Below are 16,245 nucleotides of genomic sequence, written 5' to 3' on the forward strand. Positions count from 1 at the left end.
CACTTTCGTCAGCTATGACACGCCGGCGGGCGGACCCGGAGGGTCCGCCCGCCGGCGTCGTTAACTCTGCTTCGATCCATCGGGACTCAGTGCGGCCCCCGGGCCCGGCGCGGTCACCCTGACAGGGACACCGCGGCGTCAGGCGTGGGCCAGGCGGCGGCGGCGCATCCGCTGCAGGACGAGTCCTACGAGGCAGAGGCCCACGCCAGCCAGCCCCACGGCGACGAAGCCGGCCGACGGGCCGATGACGTCGATGAACAGCCCGGCGAGCGGCGCGCCCAGAGCCACGCCGCCGGTGAGCGAGGACCCGTACCAGCCCATCGCCTCGCCGCGACGGCTCTCGTCAACGAGTTCGGCCACCTTTTCCGAGGCCGCGGACAGCACCGGCGCGCACAGCAGCCCCGGCAACAGCGAGAGCAGGCTGAGGGTCCAGGTATCGGTCGCGAACGCCATCGGGATCGTCAGCGCTGACATTCCCAACAGCAGGAGGATCGGCGAGACGGGCCGGTGCATGGCGCCGTAGACTATGCCGCCCACTACCGAGGCCGCGCACCAGAAGACGAAGACGATCCCGATTTCGCCCTCGTGCCCGCCGGTCTGAAGGGCTGCGACGATGCCGACGTCGGTGCCGCTGAGGACCATGCCGGCACCGGCCGCGACGGCGAAGACGGCTCCCACGGCGGCGGTGAACCAACTGAAATTGTGGATGACCCGGTGGCGCAGGCCAGAGCGCCGCTGCCGCCGTTCCTCGGCCGCGGCCGCCAGGGGCGCCAGTTCGGCCGCGGCCTCCTGGAGGTGGGCCGGCGCGGCGGCGACGACGGCGGCCTCCGCGCACTCGAGCTCCTCCGCCTCGAGCCCGGCGTCGGGGGCCGCGCTCCGGGTGGGCGGATTGAACCACATGAGGAAAAGTCCGGAGACGGACGTGGCCACGCCGACTATTGTCAGGCCCAGGACCGACTGCCCGCTGGTGGCGACGACGGCGCCGACTGCGGGGCCGATCATGAAGACCAGCTCGGTGGCGATGGCATCGAGGGCGAAGGCGGTGCGGCGCTGGTCCCCGGCGGCCAGTACGCCCAGGGACTGCCGCACCACGCTGAAGATGGGCAGCGTGAGCAGGCCGCCGACGAAGACCAACGGCAGCAGGACCTCGTAGGAGACGTGCGGCACGATGGACCAGATCACGGTCTCGGAGATGACGGACGGGATGAGCGCCTTGCGCAGTCCCACGGTGTCGACCCGGCGTCCGCGCCAGGGCGCCCCGACGGCGATTCCGATCGTCATGACGGCGGCCGCCGCGCCGGCGGCCGCGTAGCCCTGGCCGAGGGTCAGGACGATGTGCAGGGTCAGCAGGACGCCGGCCGCCGAGTGCGGTATGCGGGCAATCATCCCGACCAGCAGGAGCCGCCTGATGGGCCGGACGGCGAGCAGCTCCCGGTAAAGCGCGAAATTCACGACACTACATCCTTCTGGTACTGCCCACGGCAGCACCGGGAGGTCCCCCCGTTGGGCCGTCAGCTATGGTGCTGCGCGCTGCAGCTTGACCTCGATTGAGTCAACCCGCTCGGCAAAGAATTCATTCCGGGCCCAGTCGTTGTTGAGGCCGGCGACGATGGACTGCACGCCGGCGGCGTCGAGTCCGTCCTCAAGGTACAGGACCACGCGGAGTTCCGGGCCGGATCCCCCGCCGGGGAGCCGCCTGCCATCGGCTGTAGCCGAGGCAATTCCACCCCCCGGATGAATTTCAACACGGCGGACCGCCGGAAAGCCAACCGCGCTGTCCCCGAGGGCGCGCGCGAGTTCCGGATCGGCGTACGACGGCGTCCAGGTTTGCTGCTGGGCCAGTGCCCAGACCGCCGGTCTGCGGACCACGAACGTCAGGTCCGCGCCGGGATCCAGCACGAGCAGCTCGGCACCTTCCGCAACGGCGGACAGGGCCGCCCGGGCCGCGTAGACCGCCACCGGCCTGGCCTCCGGATGCCAGGCCTCCAGTGACGCCGCCGAGGTGAAGACCGGCATGGCTGTCCGCCCGTCCGGCGCTTTGAGCGTGACGAGGGCCATATCGGCCTGCTTGTCGGCATGGAGGCCGCCGGCGCCTTCCCCCTCCTCGGCGAGCTGGGCCAGGATGGGCACGAAGACCCGGGCGGTGGCGAGCGCGGCCACCACGGCTGCCTCGTCGCCGGTGCCGGCGGCGAGGTTGGCCACGGCCGCTAGGTAGCCGGCGTCGGCAGCGCCGTCGTCGTCCTCGAAGTTGTGGATCTTCGCGGCTTCCCCGGACAGGCTGCGGCCCGCCCAGGGTTGGCCAGCGGAGTCCGTGGCGCCGCCGGCGCCGGCGAGGGCAGCCGCGATATGTCCGGGCAGATGCCGGACCGGAGCCGCGCCGGCGTCCGGCTGCCCTGCGTTGTGGGGGTCGTGGGTGTCGCCGGGCTCGCGGGTGTGCGTCATGACCGGTGACCGCTTAGCGGCGGCCGGCGACGTCGAGGGCCTGGGGCAGTGTGAAGTTGCCGTTGTAGAGGGCCTTGCCGATGATGGCGCCCTCGACGCCGAGCGGCACCAGGGACCGCAGGACCTGCAGGTCCTCAAGGCTGGAAATGCCGCCGGAGGCGACCACCGGCTTGCCCGTCTTCTCGACCATCTGGCGCAGGAGTTCGACGTTGGGGCCCTGGAGGGTGCCGTCCTTGGTCACGTCGGTGACGACGTACCGGGCGCAGCCTGCGTCTTCGAGGCGGCCGAGAACCTCCCAGAGGTCCCCGCCTTCCTTGGTCCAGCCGCGGCCGGCGAGCGTGGTACCGCGGACATCGAGGCCGACGGCGATCTTATCGCCAAAGCGCTCGATCACCCGGGAGGTCCATTCCGGGTTCTCCAGTGCCGCGGTACCCAGGTTCACGCGGGCCACGCCGAGGTCGAGCGCCTTTTCGAGGGATTCGTCGTCGCGCAGGCCGCCGGAGAGTTCCACCTTGATGTCCAGCCGCCCCACGACCTCGCGCAGCAGTTCAGCGTTGGAGCCGCGCCCGAATGCGGCGTCCAGGTCCACCAGATGCACCCACTCGGCCCCCTGTTGCTGCCAGTTGAGGGCGGCCTCCAGCGGGGTGCCGTAGCTCGTCTCGCTGCCGGCTTCGCCCTGCACGAGCCGGACGGCCTGGCCGTTGACGACGTCGACGGCAGGCAGAAGCTCGAGTACGGGCAGCGGGGTTTCGGTGGTCATCGTGGTGTCCTCAGCTCGGGATGGTGGGTCAGGAACGCGGCGCGGTCGTCAGGACGCCGGCAGGGTCAGGAGATAGGCGGCCAGCAGCGACATGCCGGCCAGGATGTAGAACACGACCTCCACCCACCGCGGACTTTTCTGCTGGCGGAAGGAGATTGCGCCGCCGACCAGCAGGCCGGCGACGCCCATGAGGACCAGGGACCACATCTAGGCGGTCTGTTCCGGTGCCGCGGGGCGCAGGCTGTCGACCCAGTTGCGCAGGAGCCGGGCGCCGGCGTCGCCGGACTTCTCCGGGTGGAACTGCGTGGCGCACAGCGGGCCGTTCTCCACGGCCGCAATGAACGGGGCACCGTGTTCGGACCAGGTCACCAGGGGCGCCGCCATCCGGGGCTGGATGACGTCGAAGTCCCAGTGCTGGACCCCGTAGGAGTGCACGAAGTAGAAGCGCTCACCCTCGACGCCGACGAACAACTTGGATCCCTCCGGGACGGAGACGGTGTTCCAGCCCATGTGGGGCACGACGTCGGCGGGCAGCAACTCGACCTTGCCGGGCCACTCGCCCATGCCTTCGGCTTCCGTGCCGTGCTCGACGCCTGCCTCGAACAGCACCTGGAGCCCCACGCAGATGGCAAGCACGGGGCGGCCGCCGGCGACGCGGCGGCCGATCATGCGGATGGCATCCACGGACTTGAGCTCGCGCATGACGGTTTCGAAGGCGCCGACGCCGGGGACCACGAGGCCGTCGGCGTTGAGGACGTCCTCGGGTTTGGAACTGAGGATGACCTCGGCGCCGGCGCGCTCCAGAGCACGGACTGCAGAGCGGACGTTGCCGGAACCGTAGTCCAGCACAGTGACGGTCGGCTTTCCCTCCGGAGACACCGGTTTGGTTCCGGCGGCCGGGTCGATGATGGCCCCGTCGCGCAGGACCGGGCCGGTCACAGTGCGCCCTTGGTGGACGGAATGCCCTCGACCCGGGGGTCCGGTTCGACGGCTGCGCGCAGGGCCCGGGCGAAGGCCTTGAACTGGGCCTCGACGATGTGGTGGGGGTCGCGTCCGGCCGTGACGTTCATGTGAAGGCAGATCCCGGCGTGGAGCGTGATCGCCTCGAACACGTGGCGGGTCAGCGAGCCGGTGAAGTGGCCGCCGATCAGGTGGTATTCCTGGCCTGCCGGCTCGCCGGCGTGCACAAGGTAGGGCCGGCCCGAGACGTCGACGACGGCCTGCGCGAGGGCCTCATCCAGGGGCACGGTCGCCTCGCCGAAGCGGCGGATTCCGGCCTTGTTGCCCAATGCGGTCCGCAGAACCTCGCCAAAGGTGATGGCCACGTCCTCGACGGTGTGGTGGACATCGATGTGGGTGTCGCCGGTGGCCTTGACGGTCATGTCAATCAGCGAGTGTTTGCTCAGGGCCGTCAGCATGTGGTCGTAGAACGGGACCGACGTGCTGATATCCGAGACCCCGGTGCCGTCCAGGTTGATCTCGACCAGGACCGAGGACTCACTGGTGGTCCGTTCCATGCGTGCGGTCCGGCCCTCGGCGGCGGTGGCTCCGGTGTTGCTCATGTAGATGTGTCCTTTGGAAGAAGGCAGGGTGCTGGGCAGTCTGGCGGGGCGCACTGGCTCCCCGTCAAGTCTAGGCCTGCGGCGTTGCGTGGCTGGTCAGGATGCGTTCAAGGGCTTCGAGGAAGGCTGTGGTTTCCGTCTCAGTGCCCGCGGTCACGCGAAGGTGCCCCGGGATGCCGACGTCGCGGATGAGGACGCCGGCGTCCAGCAGGCCCTGCCAGACGTCGTGCGGGCTCTCCAGTCCGCCGAAGAACACGTAGTTCGAATCGGAAGCCGCCGGCTTGAGGCCCAGGCGGGTCAGCTCGGACACGATCCGGTCGCGCTGGCGCTTGATGTCCTCGACGTCGGCCATGAGGGCCACGCGGTGGTGCAGTGCGGCCAGGGCCGTGGCCTGGGTGATAGCTGACAGGTGGTACGGCAGACGGACCAGCCGCAGGGCGTCGGTGACCTCGGGAGCGGCGGCCATGTACCCGAGCCGCGCCCCGGCGAGGGCGAAGGCCTTGCTCATGGTGCGCGAGACGATGAGCCGCTCCCGGCCGGGCAGCAGGGTCAGAGCGCTGGGTGTGCCGTCGTGGGCAAACTCGTGGTACGCCTCGTCGACGATCACGATGGTCTGGCTGGCCTGGCCGGCGTCATAGACGGCCTCGACGACATCAAGACCCAGTCCGGTACCGGTGGGGTTGTTCGGGGAGCACAGGAAGACAATGTTAGGCTCCAGTTCCCGGACCTGGCGGGCAGCCGATTCCGCGCTGAGCCCGTAGTCCGCCGTGCGGGCGCCGACGATGTACTCCGTGTCCGTGCCGGCGGCCAGCAGCGGGTACATCGAGTATGTGGGAGGGAAACCGAGGGCCGTCCGGCCGGGGCCGCCAAAGGCCTGGAGGATTTGCTGAAGAACTTCGTTGGAGCCGTTCGCGGCCCAGATGTTCTCCGCGCCCAGACCGTGGCCAAGGTACTCGGCCAGGGCTTCCCGCAATTCGGTGAACTCCCGGTCCGGATACCGGTTAAGCCCGGCTGCGGCGGCGCTGACAGCCTCAGTGATAGCGGCGCGGACGTCGGCCGGGACACCATGCGTGTTCTCGTTGACGTTGAGCAGAATGGGGACGTCCAGCTGGGGTGCGCCATACGGTCGCAGGCCGCGCAGATTGGTTCGGAGGGGCAGTCGGTTGAGGCGCTCAAGCTGGTCAGTCACGTGACCAGTTTAAGTGGAAGCGGGACGGGCGCTGAAACTGTGACGCCCGGGACGGGCGCCGGCGGTACCTACTTGGACGGAACGAACAGCTGCTGGCCCGGCATTACACGCGCAGCGTCAAGGTTGTTCAGTTGCACGATATCGGCCACGACGTCCCGGGGATCGCGTTCCGGCGCGACGGTCCCCGCAATGGCCCAGAGGGACTCCCCCGGCTGGACCGTCACGGAAACAGTGGGCGTCACATTGAGCTGGTCCGCGGAATCCGCCGCCTTGGCCGGAGCGTTGAGGAATCCGCTGAACGACAAGATGAGCGCTGCCAGCAGGATCAGCGGGATCCCGAAGAAGACGAACCGTCCGCGCCGGGTGAGCCGCAGCGGCGCCTGCTTCGGCCGCCGGGTGACCCCGCGGTCCGTGATGCTGTGATCAAAAGTGCTGTGAAACGCGCTTGCTGCTGACATGAACTGAGCCCTCCTGGACCATACGGTGCCGCCGGCGTTCTCCACATACTCGCCGCCAACCGGCCGAACCTTCGAACATAGAACCGAAAAATGCACTCGACTCACAAATCCTTGAATAGAACACATATTCGAACTTTGCTAGTTCTGTTTTAGCACTTAGTAACGAACGATGTCGAGACTCGCTAGAACAAATGTTTGAAAAAGCTCTGCCGCTGGCCTACTTTTGAGGGAAAGAACAACAGCTTGTGAACTCGTTCATCGGTAGTTGATCAGGAGGGTCTGACATTTCAGGCCGGAAGTTCCCGGTGACAGCAGCCACGGCGGCCGGGTGGAACGGAAAGGCGTTGGCGAACATGGCAGCACAAGCCACCGGCGGCCGGGCCAGTTCACGGAGCGCCCAGCCTGCACGGGCCCCCAAGAGCCTGACCGTCCGGCAGAAGAAAATCCTGGAAACGATCCAGCGCTCCGTCAGTGACAACGGCTACCCGCCGTCCATGCGCGAAATCGGCGACACCGTCGGACTCGCCAGCCTGTCGAGCGTGACCCATCAGCTGTCCCAACTGGAAAAGCTCGGGTACCTGCGTCGCGACCCAAAGCGTCCAAGGGCCATGGAAGTGCTCATGCCGCTGACCCTGGACGAGGGTACGAGGGCCATTTCGGGCGTCGAGAAGTCCAGCGGCCTCCGGGCCGTAGGTGGCCTCTCCGTGACGGAACTCGCCAGCGCCACCGACACGGCAATGGTGCCGTTCGTCGGACGCATCGCGGCCGGCGGACCGATCCTCGCCGACCAGGTGGTGGAGGACGTCATGCCCCTGCCGCGCCAGCTGGTGGGCCACGGCGAACTCTTTATGCTCAAGGTGGCCGGCGACTCGATGATCGATGCCGCCATCTGCGACGGCGACTGGGTGGTTGTCCGCCGCCAGGGTGACGCCGTGAACGGCGACATCGTAGCCGCGCTGCTCGATGATGAAGCAACGGTCAAGACGTTCCGCCAGCGCGACGGTCACACCTGGCTGCTGCCGCAAAACACCCAGTACGAGCCCATCCTCGGCGACCACGCCGTGATCATGGGCAAGGTCGTCTCGGTGCTCCGCTCCCTCTAGCCACCCCGTGGCAGGCCTCCCGGGGTAGCCATCCCCGGGACGGCTTCCAGGGGCCGGAGCCGCGGCTCCGGCCCCTGCTTTTAGTCCTTTCCGGAGTCCTTCGCCAGGCGCTTCAAGGCGGCCACGGCGATCGAAGGATCCGTGGTGGGCCAGAACGGCGGAAGCGCGGCGCGGAGGAACCCGCCGTAGCGCTCCGTGGACAGCCTCGAATCCAGCACCGCCACCACACCCTTGTCCGAGGTCGAGCGGATCAGCCGGCCGGCGCCCTGCGCCAGGCGGATTGCGGCGTGCGTGGCCGAGACGGACATGAAGCCGTTGCCGCCGGCCTGCGCCACCGCACGGGAACGTGCTGTCATGAGCGGGTCGTCCGGCCGCGGGAACGGAATCCTGTCAATGACCACCAGGCGGCAGGACACCCCGGGAACGTCGACACCCTGCCACAGGGACATCGTGCCGAACAAACATGTGTCCGGCTCGTCGGCAAACTGCCGCACGAGCGCCGTCATGCTCGACTCCCCCTGACACAGGATGCTGAGGCCCAGCCGTGGCCGCATCGCCTCGGCGGCCTCCTCCGCCGCCCGCCGGGAGGAAAACAAGCACAGGGCGCCCCCGCCGGAGGCACGGATCAGTTTCTCGAGTTCGTCCAGGGCCTCCGGGGACGTGCCGCGGCCGGGCTTGGGCAGGTGCTGGGCGACATAGAGGATGCCCTGCTTCGGATAGTCGAACGGGGACCCGACGTCGACGCCGGTCCAGCTCGGGGCGCCGCTGCCGACCAGGCCGAGGCCTCCGGCGGCCGGCTCGAACGCCGCCCCGATGGCGAGCGTGGCGGATGTCAGGATGACGGTGTGGTCCGCGAACAGTCCTTCACGCAACCGCCCCGCGACGCTCAACGGAGCCACATTGATCAAGGCCGGCGCGGTCTCGTCCGGCTGGGAGTAGCCCTGCGCCGGGTCGAAGCTGCTATTGCGGGAGAACCACACGACTTCGCGGTTTTCCCGCGCGGCCAGGAGGCGTTCGCAGAGTTCCAGGATGACCATGAGGCGGGACCGGGCGAGCTGGCGACCGCCGTCGGCCGTCGTGGAGCTGTCCCCCTTGGAATCGGAGAGCGCGGCGCGGCAGGCGTCGCGCAACTGGTCGATGCAGTCCAGCTGCTCGGTGTTCAGGCCGTTGGGCATCAACCCGCTGGGGACGCCGTCGATGGCGAGTTCCAGGTGGGAGGCGGCATTGTTCAGGGCGTCCACGGTGATGCCGGTGTGCTTCCGGGCCCCGGAGGCAGCGGCGTGGACCATCGCGACGGAGAGCTGGCCGGAGACTGCGCCTGTGACGCGGTCCTGCAGTTCGTGGGCCTCGTCCACCACCACGACGTCGTACTCGGGCAGGACCGCCAGGCCTTCGAACGCGCTGACGGCGAGCATGGCATGGTTGGTGACCACGACGTCGGCGTCGGCGGCGTTCTGCCGGGCCAGTTCACTGAAGCATTCGGCCGCGAGCGGGCACTTTTGCGCGCCGAGACACTCCATGGACGTGACGGAGACCTGCCGCCAGGCCCGGTCCGTGACACCGGGCATGAGTTCGTCCCGGTCTCCCGTGACCGTCTCCTCCGCCCATTCGCGCAGGCGCACGACTTCCTTGCCGAGCTGGGAGGACGGCCCGCCCAGCGCGGCGGCAAAGTGCGGCACGGACGTGTCCTCGCCGAGGGAGAACAGTTGTCCCTCAGACGGTTCCTCGGACGGGAAGCCGCCCTCGATCTTGTGCCGGCACACATAGTTCGACCGGCCCTTCACCAGGGCAACCTTGACGGGCCGCTCCAGGGCCGGGGTGATCGTCTTGAGCAGCCGGGGCAGGTCGCGGCCGACAATCTGGGTCTGCAGTGCCAGGGTCGCGGTGGAGACCAGGGTGGGCTTGTTGCTGGTCAGCGAGTGGGCGATCAGCGGAATCAGGTACGCCAGAGACTTGCCGGTGCCCGTGCCGGCCTGGACCAGCAGGTGGTCGCCGCTGTCGATCGCGCGCGCCACCTGCCGGGCCATTTCGTGCTGGCCGTCGCGGCTCTGGCCACCCATGCCGGACACGGCACGGTCGAGCAGCTCAATCACGAACTCCTCGCCGGTCCCGCCGGCCGTGTTGCCGCCCGCGGCGTCCTCGCCCGTCCCGCCATCGGCCGGTTCCGCGTCAGCGGCCCCGGCGTCCGGGGATCCGGCCTTGGCCTTGGTCACCGCAGCCTCAGTCATTGCTGATGAAGGGATCCAGTTCAGCGGCGAGTCCTTCGCGCACCATCACCACGGCCCGGGTGCCGGTTTCCTCGTGCTCGAGGCTGAGGATCTCAGCGTCGGTCTCGTGGAGCTTGTTGAGCAGATCTCCGCGGTTGTACGGGATCAACAGTTCAAGCTTCACGCCGGGGCGCGGAATGCCGTCACTGATGGCCTTGAGCAGTTCCGGGATGCCTTCACCTGTGCGTGCCGAGACCACCACGTGGCGCGGTTCGCGCTGCTTGAGCCGTTCGACCACAAACGGGTCGGCGGCGTCGGCCTTGTTCAGGACGATGATTTCCGGAACCTTGCGGGCGTCGACTTCGCTGAAGACTGCCCGGACTGCGGCGATCTGGCCCTCGGGGTCCGGGTGCGAGACGTCGACGACGTGCAGGATGAGGTCCGAGTCGGCCACCTCTTCCAGGGTGGAGCGGAATGCTTCCACGAGCTGGGTGGGCAGCGAGCGGACGAATCCCACGGTGTCCGCCAGCGTGTAGCCGAGGCCGTCGGCGGTTTCTGCCTTGCGCACGGTGGGGTCCAGCGTGGCGAACAGGGCGTTCTCCACCAGCACCCCGGCGTCGGTCAGGCGGTTCAGGAGCGAGGACTTCCCGGCGTTGGTGTAGCCGGCGATCGCTACTGACGGCACGGCATTACGACGGCGGTTGGCGCGCTTGGTTTCCCGGGCGGGCTTCATGGCGGCGATTTCGCGCCGCAGCTTGGCCATGCGGGTGCGGATCCGGCGGCGGTCCAGTTCGATCTTGGTTTCACCGGGACCACGGGAACCCATGCCGGCGCCGGCGCCGCCCACCTGGCCACCGGCCTGGCGGGACATCGACTCGCCCCAGCCGCGCAGGCGCGGGAGCAGATATTCGAGCTGGGCCAGTTCCACCTGTGCCTTGCCTTCCCGGCTCTTGGCGTGCTGCGCGAAGATGTCCAGGATGAGCGCGGTGCGGTCGATGACTTTGACCTTGACGATGTCCTCCAGGCCGCGCCGCTGGGACGGGGCGAGCTCGGCGTCGACCACTACGGTGTCGGCGCCCGTGGACATCACGATGGCTTTGAGTTCCTGCGCCTTGCCGGAGCCGAGGAAGGTTCCGGGGTCGGGCTTGGCCCGGCGCTGGACGAGCCCGTCCAGGACCTCGGAGCCGGCCGTCTCAGCGAGGGCCGCAAGTTCACGCAGGGAGTTCTCGGCGTCGGCGAGGGTACCTTCGCTCCAGAGACCGGCCAGGACGACGCGTTCGAGGCGCAGCTGACGGTATTCGACCTCGGTGACGTCCTCGAGTTCGGTGGACAGGCCCGCCTTGCGGCGCAGGGCGTGGCGTTCCTCGAGGTCCTGCTGGTCGCCGTCGAAGTTGGTGTACACGTCGTCCAGGCGCGAGATGGCCTGTGCCGTGCCGAACACCGCCTTCTGGCCGCCGGCACTCGTGCCGGCTGCGTCGTGGGCTCCGGTGCCGCGGCCCGCGTTCGGGGCAGGGGCGTCCTTGGAGAGGATCCGGTCGATAACAGCCTGGATCTCCTCAGGGCTCATGTCCTGGGCGGCTGAATCGGGTCCGGTGTTGGGCTGGCTGGTCATGGTCTCCTTTAGGGGTTCGGCTATTTCAGAATAGTGCCGATTGGTGCTCTGTGGAGCGGTATTCGCGCTGGGCTGACGGCGAGGGGTCATGCAGGCCTCCTGGAATGCCCGCGGCAACGGTGCCGGGGGCAGGGCTGGCTCCGGGCGGAGCGCTGGCTGGGTAAAGAGAAGGGCTAGGTAAAGAGAACAGCTAGGTGAAGAGAGCGGCTCGGTGGGAGAGGCGCCCGAGGCGCCCGGCTGCGGGGAACGCAGTGAGGTAATTGCCGTCCGCCGGGCCGGCCCGGAAGCGGGCCAGGCACGGTGTCAAGGAAAGAAGGGCCGCCGTCAAGGCGTTGTCGAGAATAGCGGCTGGATTCCAAGTGTTTCGTGCACCTGCCGGCGAGATAACTCGACATGGCGATGGAGCACTGAGCGGAAGGCGTTTACCTGCGTCGCTGCGGGGACGGGATGAGACCCGTGCCGGCTACTTGGAGATCAAGATCATGCTTTTAAGCCTAGCAGACGCCGAAGCTCGCCCGGTTCACGCGGTCAGCTCCCCGGGGTGCGCCGTTCGGGGCGGCCCGCCGGGACCGTTCACGCCCCGTTCCAAGGCTTGGCGGCCGCTCCTTCCTGGCACCGCGGCCGTTCCGTTGCGTACCCGGGCCCGGACGCCGTTCCGCGTCCCGTCCGGTTTCCCATTCGGGTGGACCGCCAACTAATCTGGCCCATTATGGAGTCTGCACACTATTTCAGCGCCCAGCCCGCCGGGCCCTTCACCCGCAAGCCGCTCACCGTGGAGCTTGCCGGTGAGACGCGCCGGCTGCAGACGTCCTCGGGGATCTTCAGCCCGGACGGGATCGACAAGGGAACGGCCGTGCTGCTGGCCGATGTCCCGGCTCCGGCTCCGCAGGGGAACCTGCTTGATATCGGCTGCGGCTGGGGCCCGATTGCCCTGACCATGGCCCTGCGGGCACCGCACTCCCGCGTCTACGCGGTGGACGTGAACGAGCGCTGCGTGACCCTGACCAACGAAAACGCCGCACTGCTGGGACTCACCAACGTCACCGCCAGCACGCCGGAGGCGGTGGACCCCGAACTGCGTTTTGACACCATCTGGTCCAACCCGCCTATCCGGATCGGCAAGGACGAACTTCACGCGCTCCTGCGCCTGTGGATTCCGCGGCTGGCGCCGGGCGGATCGGCGTGGCTCGTGGTCCAGAAGAATCTCGGCTCGGATTCGCTGCAACGTTGGCTCGCGGCGGAGCTCGATTCCAGCTTCACCGTGACCCGTGAGAGCACGTCGAAGTCGTTCCGGATCCTTCGGGTCAGGAAAGCGTCCCGGTAGCCACGATCACGGCCGGGCCGCTGAGCTCGACGTGTTCGTGTCCCTCCGGGCCGACGAAGAATTTCACACCGACCGCTCCGCCGGGAACGTGAACGTTCCACGCGTCCGGCGCGCCCTGCCCGGCCCAGTGGCGGATGGCGACGGCGGCGGCGCAGGCACCGGTGCCGCATGACTGGGTTTCCCCCACCCCCCGCTCGTGGACCCGCATGGTGATGGTGCCCGTGCCGTCGTGGACGAGTGGTTCGGAGGGCACCACGAATTCAACATTGGTGCCGTGCGGCGGCGTCGGATCCACCTTGGGCGCGGTGAACAGCTGCGTGGCCTCAAGTTCGGCCATTTCGGCCAGGGCCACCACTGTGTGCGGGTTGCCCATGCTGACCGACAGTGCGGGCCTGGCCACCTCCAGCCCCTCGGCGCTGACGAGCGAATCCATGGCCCGCGCGGTCGCCTCGCCCGGGAAAATGAACGCCCAGGGCCCCATGTCGACGGCGTAGCCGGCAGCGGTGCGGACGATCGTCTTCACGCCGCCCCGGGTGCCGATGACGAGGGATTCGCCGGCCGGCAGGTTCACGAGGCCTTCGGCGATGAGGAAGTGCACAAAGACGCGGACGCCGTTGCCGCACATCTCAGACAGTGAGCCGTCGCCATTGCGGTAGTCCATGAACCACTCGGCGTCGGGGTGGGCGGTCAGCAATTCCTGCCCCTCGGGCAGGAGCCGCGAGGGCACCGCACGGATCAGGCCGTCGCCGCCGATGCCGCGGTGCCGGTCGCAGAGCGCCGCGACCTGCTCGGGGCTGAGCGACAGTGCGCCGTTGGGGTCGGCGATCAGGACAAAGTCGTTGCCTGTTCCGTGGCCTTTGGAAAACTTCAGACCGCTGAGGGATGCGGTATCGCCGGCGGCAGGGGCGGCGGTTACGGCTTGGGATGCGTCCATGCTCCAAGGTTACCGTTCCGTATGGAGAGCTCCGGCACCGTGACGGGAAGGCTACGGCGGCGGCGGAACGGGCGCCGTCCGGCACAGGGCCGCGGCCCTGGCCACCAGGGCGGGATCCTGCCAGTCCAGCCAGATGACCCGGGGATCGGCACGGAACCAGGTCAGTTGCCGGCGCGCGAACTGCCGGGTGGCGATGATCGTTTCGTCCGTGGCCTGCTCGAGGCTGGAAGTGCCGTCGAGAACCCGGAGGAACTGGGCATAGCCGAGGGCCCGTGGCGCGGTCCTGCCGTTGCGGAGCCCCGCGGCGTCGAGCCGCCGGACTTCCTCCAGCAGCCCCCGGTCCACCATGGCGTGGACCCGCAGGGCCAGGCGCTCCCGGAGCAGTTCCCTGTCGACTTCGAGCCCGATCTGGACGGCAGGCTGGAAGTACTCGCGGGCGGGCATGAAGGAGCTGAACGGGCGTCCGGTGAGTTCGAAGACTTCCAGGGCGCGGACGATGCGCCGGGCATCGCCGAGCCTGCCGGCCGACACGGGGTCCACGGCTTCCAGCCGTTGCCGCAGCGGCGCGGGGCCCGCCGTTTCCAGTTCGACCTCCAGGCGCCGTCGGATATCCGGATCCGTGCCGGGAAACTCCAGGACATCGAGCGCGGCACGGACGTACAGTCCGGAGCCGCCGGCCAGGATGGCCCGCTTCCCGCGGGCGTGGATGTCTCCGATCAGGGCGCGGGCCTGCTGCTGGAAGTCCGAGACGCTCGCTTCCTCGGTCACGTCCAGGATGTCCAGGAGGTGGTGCGGGACTCCCCTGCGTTCGGCGTCGGTGATCTTGGCCGTGCCGATGTCCATGCCGCGGTAGAACTGCATGGAATCGGCGTTGATGACCTCGCCGTTGAGTTCCAGCGCCAGCGAAACGGCGAGGTCGGACTTGCCGGAACCGGTGGGCCCGACGACGGCGATCACCGGCGGCGCTGCCGCCGTCTGCAGCGCCGTGGCCGGCTGGCCGTGCACCTGCGCGACGGCGCTGCGTTGAGGTCCCGGCACGGCGCTAACGGCCGCGGACCGGGAGGCTGGGCATGCCCAACGACACGCCGGCCTTGCCCGACGCGCCGGTTTTGCCCGCCGGACTCGTCGGGCCGGCACCGCAGGAATCGGCCTGGGACCGGTCCCAGGCGTCACCGGCACGCGACCGGCGCAGGCTGTAATCCGCCGCCGAGGCGGGGTCGGCGACGAGGTGGAACGCGGCCGCTTCAGTGATGGTGACGGTCACGAGGTCGCCGGGCCGGGGCACGTCGGCGCCCTCGGGCACCGAGAAGTGCACCAGCCGCTGGTCCTGGGACCGGCCGGAGAGGCGGTGGGTTTCCTCCGCCTTGCGGCCGGACTGGGCGGTCACCATGACCTCGACGCGGCGGCCGAGCTGGCGGGCGTTTTCCTCGGCAGCAATCCGGTCCTGCAGGGCCGTGAGGCGCTCGAAGCGCTCCTGGACCACGGCCTTCGGGAGCTGGTCCGGCAGGTCCGCGGCGGGGGTGCCGGGCCGCTTGGAGTATTGGAAGGTGAAGGCGGTGGCGAAGCGGGACTTCTCGACGACGTCGAGCGTGGCCTGGAAGTCTTCCTCGGTCTCGCCGGGGAAGCCGACGATGATGTCCGTGGAGATGGCCGCGTGCGGGATCTTCTCACGGACCTTGTCCAGGATGCCGAGGAACTTCGCAGAGCGGTAGGACCGCTTCATGTCCTTGAGGACCTTATCCGAGCCGGACTGCAGGGGCATATGCAGCTGCGGCATGACGTTGGGCGTCTCGGCCATGGCATCGATGACGTCGTCGGTGAAGGCCGCGGGGTGCGGACTCGTGAAGCGGACACGCTCCAGGCCCGGGATTTCCCCGCAGGCACGCAGGAGCTTCGAAAACGCCTGCCGGTCGCCGAACTCGACGCCATAGGAATTCACGTTCTGCCCCAGCAGGGTCACTTCAATGGCACCGTCGTCCACAAGGGCCTGGATCTCGGCCAGGATCTCCCCCGGGCGGCGGTCCTTTTCCTTGCCCCGCAAGGCAGGCACGATGCAGAAGGTGCAGGTGTTGTTGCAGCCAACCGAGATGGACACCCAGCCCGAATAGACGGAGTCCCGCTTGGTCGGAAGGGTCGAGGGGAAGACGTCCAACGATTCGAGGATTTCCAGCTGGGCCTCGTTGTTGTGGCGGGCCCGGTCCAGCAGGGCAGGAAGGGCACCGACGTTGTGGGTGCCGAAGACCGCGTCGACCCACGGCGCCTTCTTGAGGATGGTCTCCCGGTCCTTCTGCGCGAGGCACCCGCCGACGGCGATCTGCATGCCGGGATTGGCTGCCTTGACCGGGGCCAGGATGCCCAGGTTCCCGTACAGCTTGTTGTCGGCGTTCTCCCGGACCGCGCAGGTGTTGAAGACCACGACGTCGGCAAGCTCGCCGGTGGACGGTACGTAGCCCGCGGCTTCAAGCATGCCGGCCATACGCTCGGAATCGTGCACGTTCATTTGGCACCCGAAGGTGCGAACCTGGTACGTGCGGGGCTGAGCCGAACCGGAGTTGAGCTCCGTGGCAGTTGCATCTGCGCTGACTGCCGAAGATGCTGTGGGAGAAGTGGTGCCGGCCGCTGGGGAGGGAATGGTAAAACTCACCTGTTAAGGG

General features: G+C 68.5%; 15 protein-coding genes. 2 read left to right on the top strand and 13 right to left on the bottom strand.

Annotated elements, in window-relative coordinates; translation table 11 throughout:
- Nucleotides 1-138 precede the first annotated feature (138 nt).
- From ACVWZ7_RS04240 to ACVWZ7_RS04275, 8 genes are all read right to left on the bottom strand, one after another.
- Nucleotides 139-1,452, bottom strand: a complete 1,314-nt coding sequence (locus ACVWZ7_RS04240) for an MFS transporter (protein WP_456507080.1) — start codon at nucleotides 1,450-1,452, stop codon at nucleotides 139-141.
- 63 nt (nucleotides 1,453-1,515) lie between these two features.
- Nucleotides 1,516-2,442 (bottom strand): SseB family protein, encoded by a 927-nt coding sequence (locus ACVWZ7_RS04245; RefSeq protein WP_344362432.1) that lies wholly within the window; start codon nucleotides 2,440-2,442, stop codon nucleotides 1,516-1,518.
- A 13-nt stretch (nucleotides 2,443-2,455) separates the two neighbouring features.
- On the bottom strand, nucleotides 2,456-3,202 hold the full coding sequence (priA, locus tag ACVWZ7_RS04250) for a bifunctional 1-(5-phosphoribosyl)-5-((5-phosphoribosylamino)methylideneamino)imidazole-4-carboxamide isomerase/phosphoribosylanthranilate isomerase PriA (RefSeq protein ID WP_344362433.1): 747 nt from the start codon (nucleotides 3,200-3,202) through the stop codon (nucleotides 2,456-2,458).
- Nucleotides 3,203-3,250: 48 nt separating this feature from the next.
- A complete protein-coding gene (locus tag ACVWZ7_RS04255; protein ID WP_175460408.1) occupies nucleotides 3,251-3,409 on the bottom strand; it encodes a hypothetical protein in 159 nt (52 codons plus the stop codon).
- A complete protein-coding gene (gene hisH, locus ACVWZ7_RS04260; RefSeq protein WP_344362438.1) occupies nucleotides 3,410-4,141 on the bottom strand; it encodes an imidazole glycerol phosphate synthase subunit HisH in 732 nt (243 codons plus the stop codon).
- On the bottom strand, nucleotides 4,138-4,764 hold the full coding sequence (hisB, locus tag ACVWZ7_RS04265) for an imidazoleglycerol-phosphate dehydratase HisB (RefSeq protein WP_091249867.1): 627 nt from the start codon (nucleotides 4,762-4,764) through the stop codon (nucleotides 4,138-4,140). The genes hisH and hisB overlap by 4 nt, the downstream gene beginning before the upstream one ends.
- Before the next feature lie 70 nt (nucleotides 4,765-4,834).
- A complete protein-coding gene (locus ACVWZ7_RS04270; RefSeq protein WP_456507081.1) occupies nucleotides 4,835-5,953 on the bottom strand; it encodes a histidinol-phosphate transaminase in 1,119 nt (372 codons plus the stop codon).
- A gap of 68 nt (nucleotides 5,954-6,021) precedes the next feature.
- Complete coding sequence (locus ACVWZ7_RS04275; protein ID WP_344362445.1) at nucleotides 6,022-6,411, bottom strand: LysM peptidoglycan-binding domain-containing protein; 390 nt, start codon at nucleotides 6,409-6,411, stop codon at nucleotides 6,022-6,024.
- A gap of 353 nt (nucleotides 6,412-6,764) precedes the next feature.
- Here ACVWZ7_RS04275 and lexA point away from each other — a divergent pair, with 353 nt between their 5' ends.
- Complete coding sequence (lexA, locus tag ACVWZ7_RS04280; protein WP_091250045.1) at nucleotides 6,765-7,514, top strand: transcriptional repressor LexA; 750 nt, start codon at nucleotides 6,765-6,767, stop codon at nucleotides 7,512-7,514.
- A gap of 80 nt (nucleotides 7,515-7,594) precedes the next feature.
- On the opposite strand, the gene ACVWZ7_RS04285 is transcribed toward lexA, so the two are convergent.
- Both ACVWZ7_RS04285 and hflX read right to left on the bottom strand, forming a co-directional pair.
- Nucleotides 7,595-9,742 carry an ATP-dependent DNA helicase gene (locus ACVWZ7_RS04285; protein WP_456507082.1) on the bottom strand — a complete coding sequence of 716 codons (2,148 nt, stop codon included), beginning with the start codon at nucleotides 9,740-9,742 and terminating at the stop codon, nucleotides 7,595-7,597.
- Complete coding sequence (hflX, locus tag ACVWZ7_RS04290; protein WP_116767818.1) at nucleotides 9,735-11,333, bottom strand: GTPase HflX; 1,599 nt, start codon at nucleotides 11,331-11,333, stop codon at nucleotides 9,735-9,737. The genes ACVWZ7_RS04285 and hflX overlap by 8 nt, the downstream gene beginning before the upstream one ends.
- A gap of 709 nt (nucleotides 11,334-12,042) precedes the next feature.
- Between hflX and ACVWZ7_RS04295 the strand changes: the two genes are divergently transcribed.
- The gene (locus tag ACVWZ7_RS04295) at nucleotides 12,043-12,657 is read left to right on the top strand and encodes a class I SAM-dependent methyltransferase (RefSeq protein WP_456507083.1); all 615 of its coding nucleotides are present in this window, start codon (nucleotides 12,043-12,045) and stop codon (nucleotides 12,655-12,657) included.
- On the opposite strand, the gene dapF is transcribed toward ACVWZ7_RS04295, so the two are convergent.
- The 3 genes from dapF to miaB form a co-directional block, all read right to left on the bottom strand.
- On the bottom strand, nucleotides 12,638-13,591 hold the full coding sequence (gene dapF, locus ACVWZ7_RS04300; RefSeq protein ID WP_344362452.1) for a diaminopimelate epimerase: 954 nt from the start codon (nucleotides 13,589-13,591) through the stop codon (nucleotides 12,638-12,640). The two genes, ACVWZ7_RS04295 and dapF, sit on opposite strands and share 20 nt — an antisense overlap.
- A gap of 51 nt (nucleotides 13,592-13,642) precedes the next feature.
- The gene (gene miaA / locus ACVWZ7_RS04305) at nucleotides 13,643-14,572 is read right to left on the bottom strand and encodes a tRNA (adenosine(37)-N6)-dimethylallyltransferase MiaA (protein ID WP_344362526.1); all 930 of its coding nucleotides are present in this window, start codon (nucleotides 14,570-14,572) and stop codon (nucleotides 13,643-13,645) included.
- Between the two features lie 61 nt (nucleotides 14,573-14,633).
- On the bottom strand, nucleotides 14,634-16,235 hold the full coding sequence (miaB, locus tag ACVWZ7_RS04310; RefSeq protein WP_344362455.1) for a tRNA (N6-isopentenyl adenosine(37)-C2)-methylthiotransferase MiaB: 1,602 nt from the start codon (nucleotides 16,233-16,235) through the stop codon (nucleotides 14,634-14,636).
- Between the last annotated feature and the right edge of the window lie 10 nt (nucleotides 16,236-16,245).

It is taken from the genome of Arthrobacter sp. TE12232 (genome assembly GCF_054062615.1).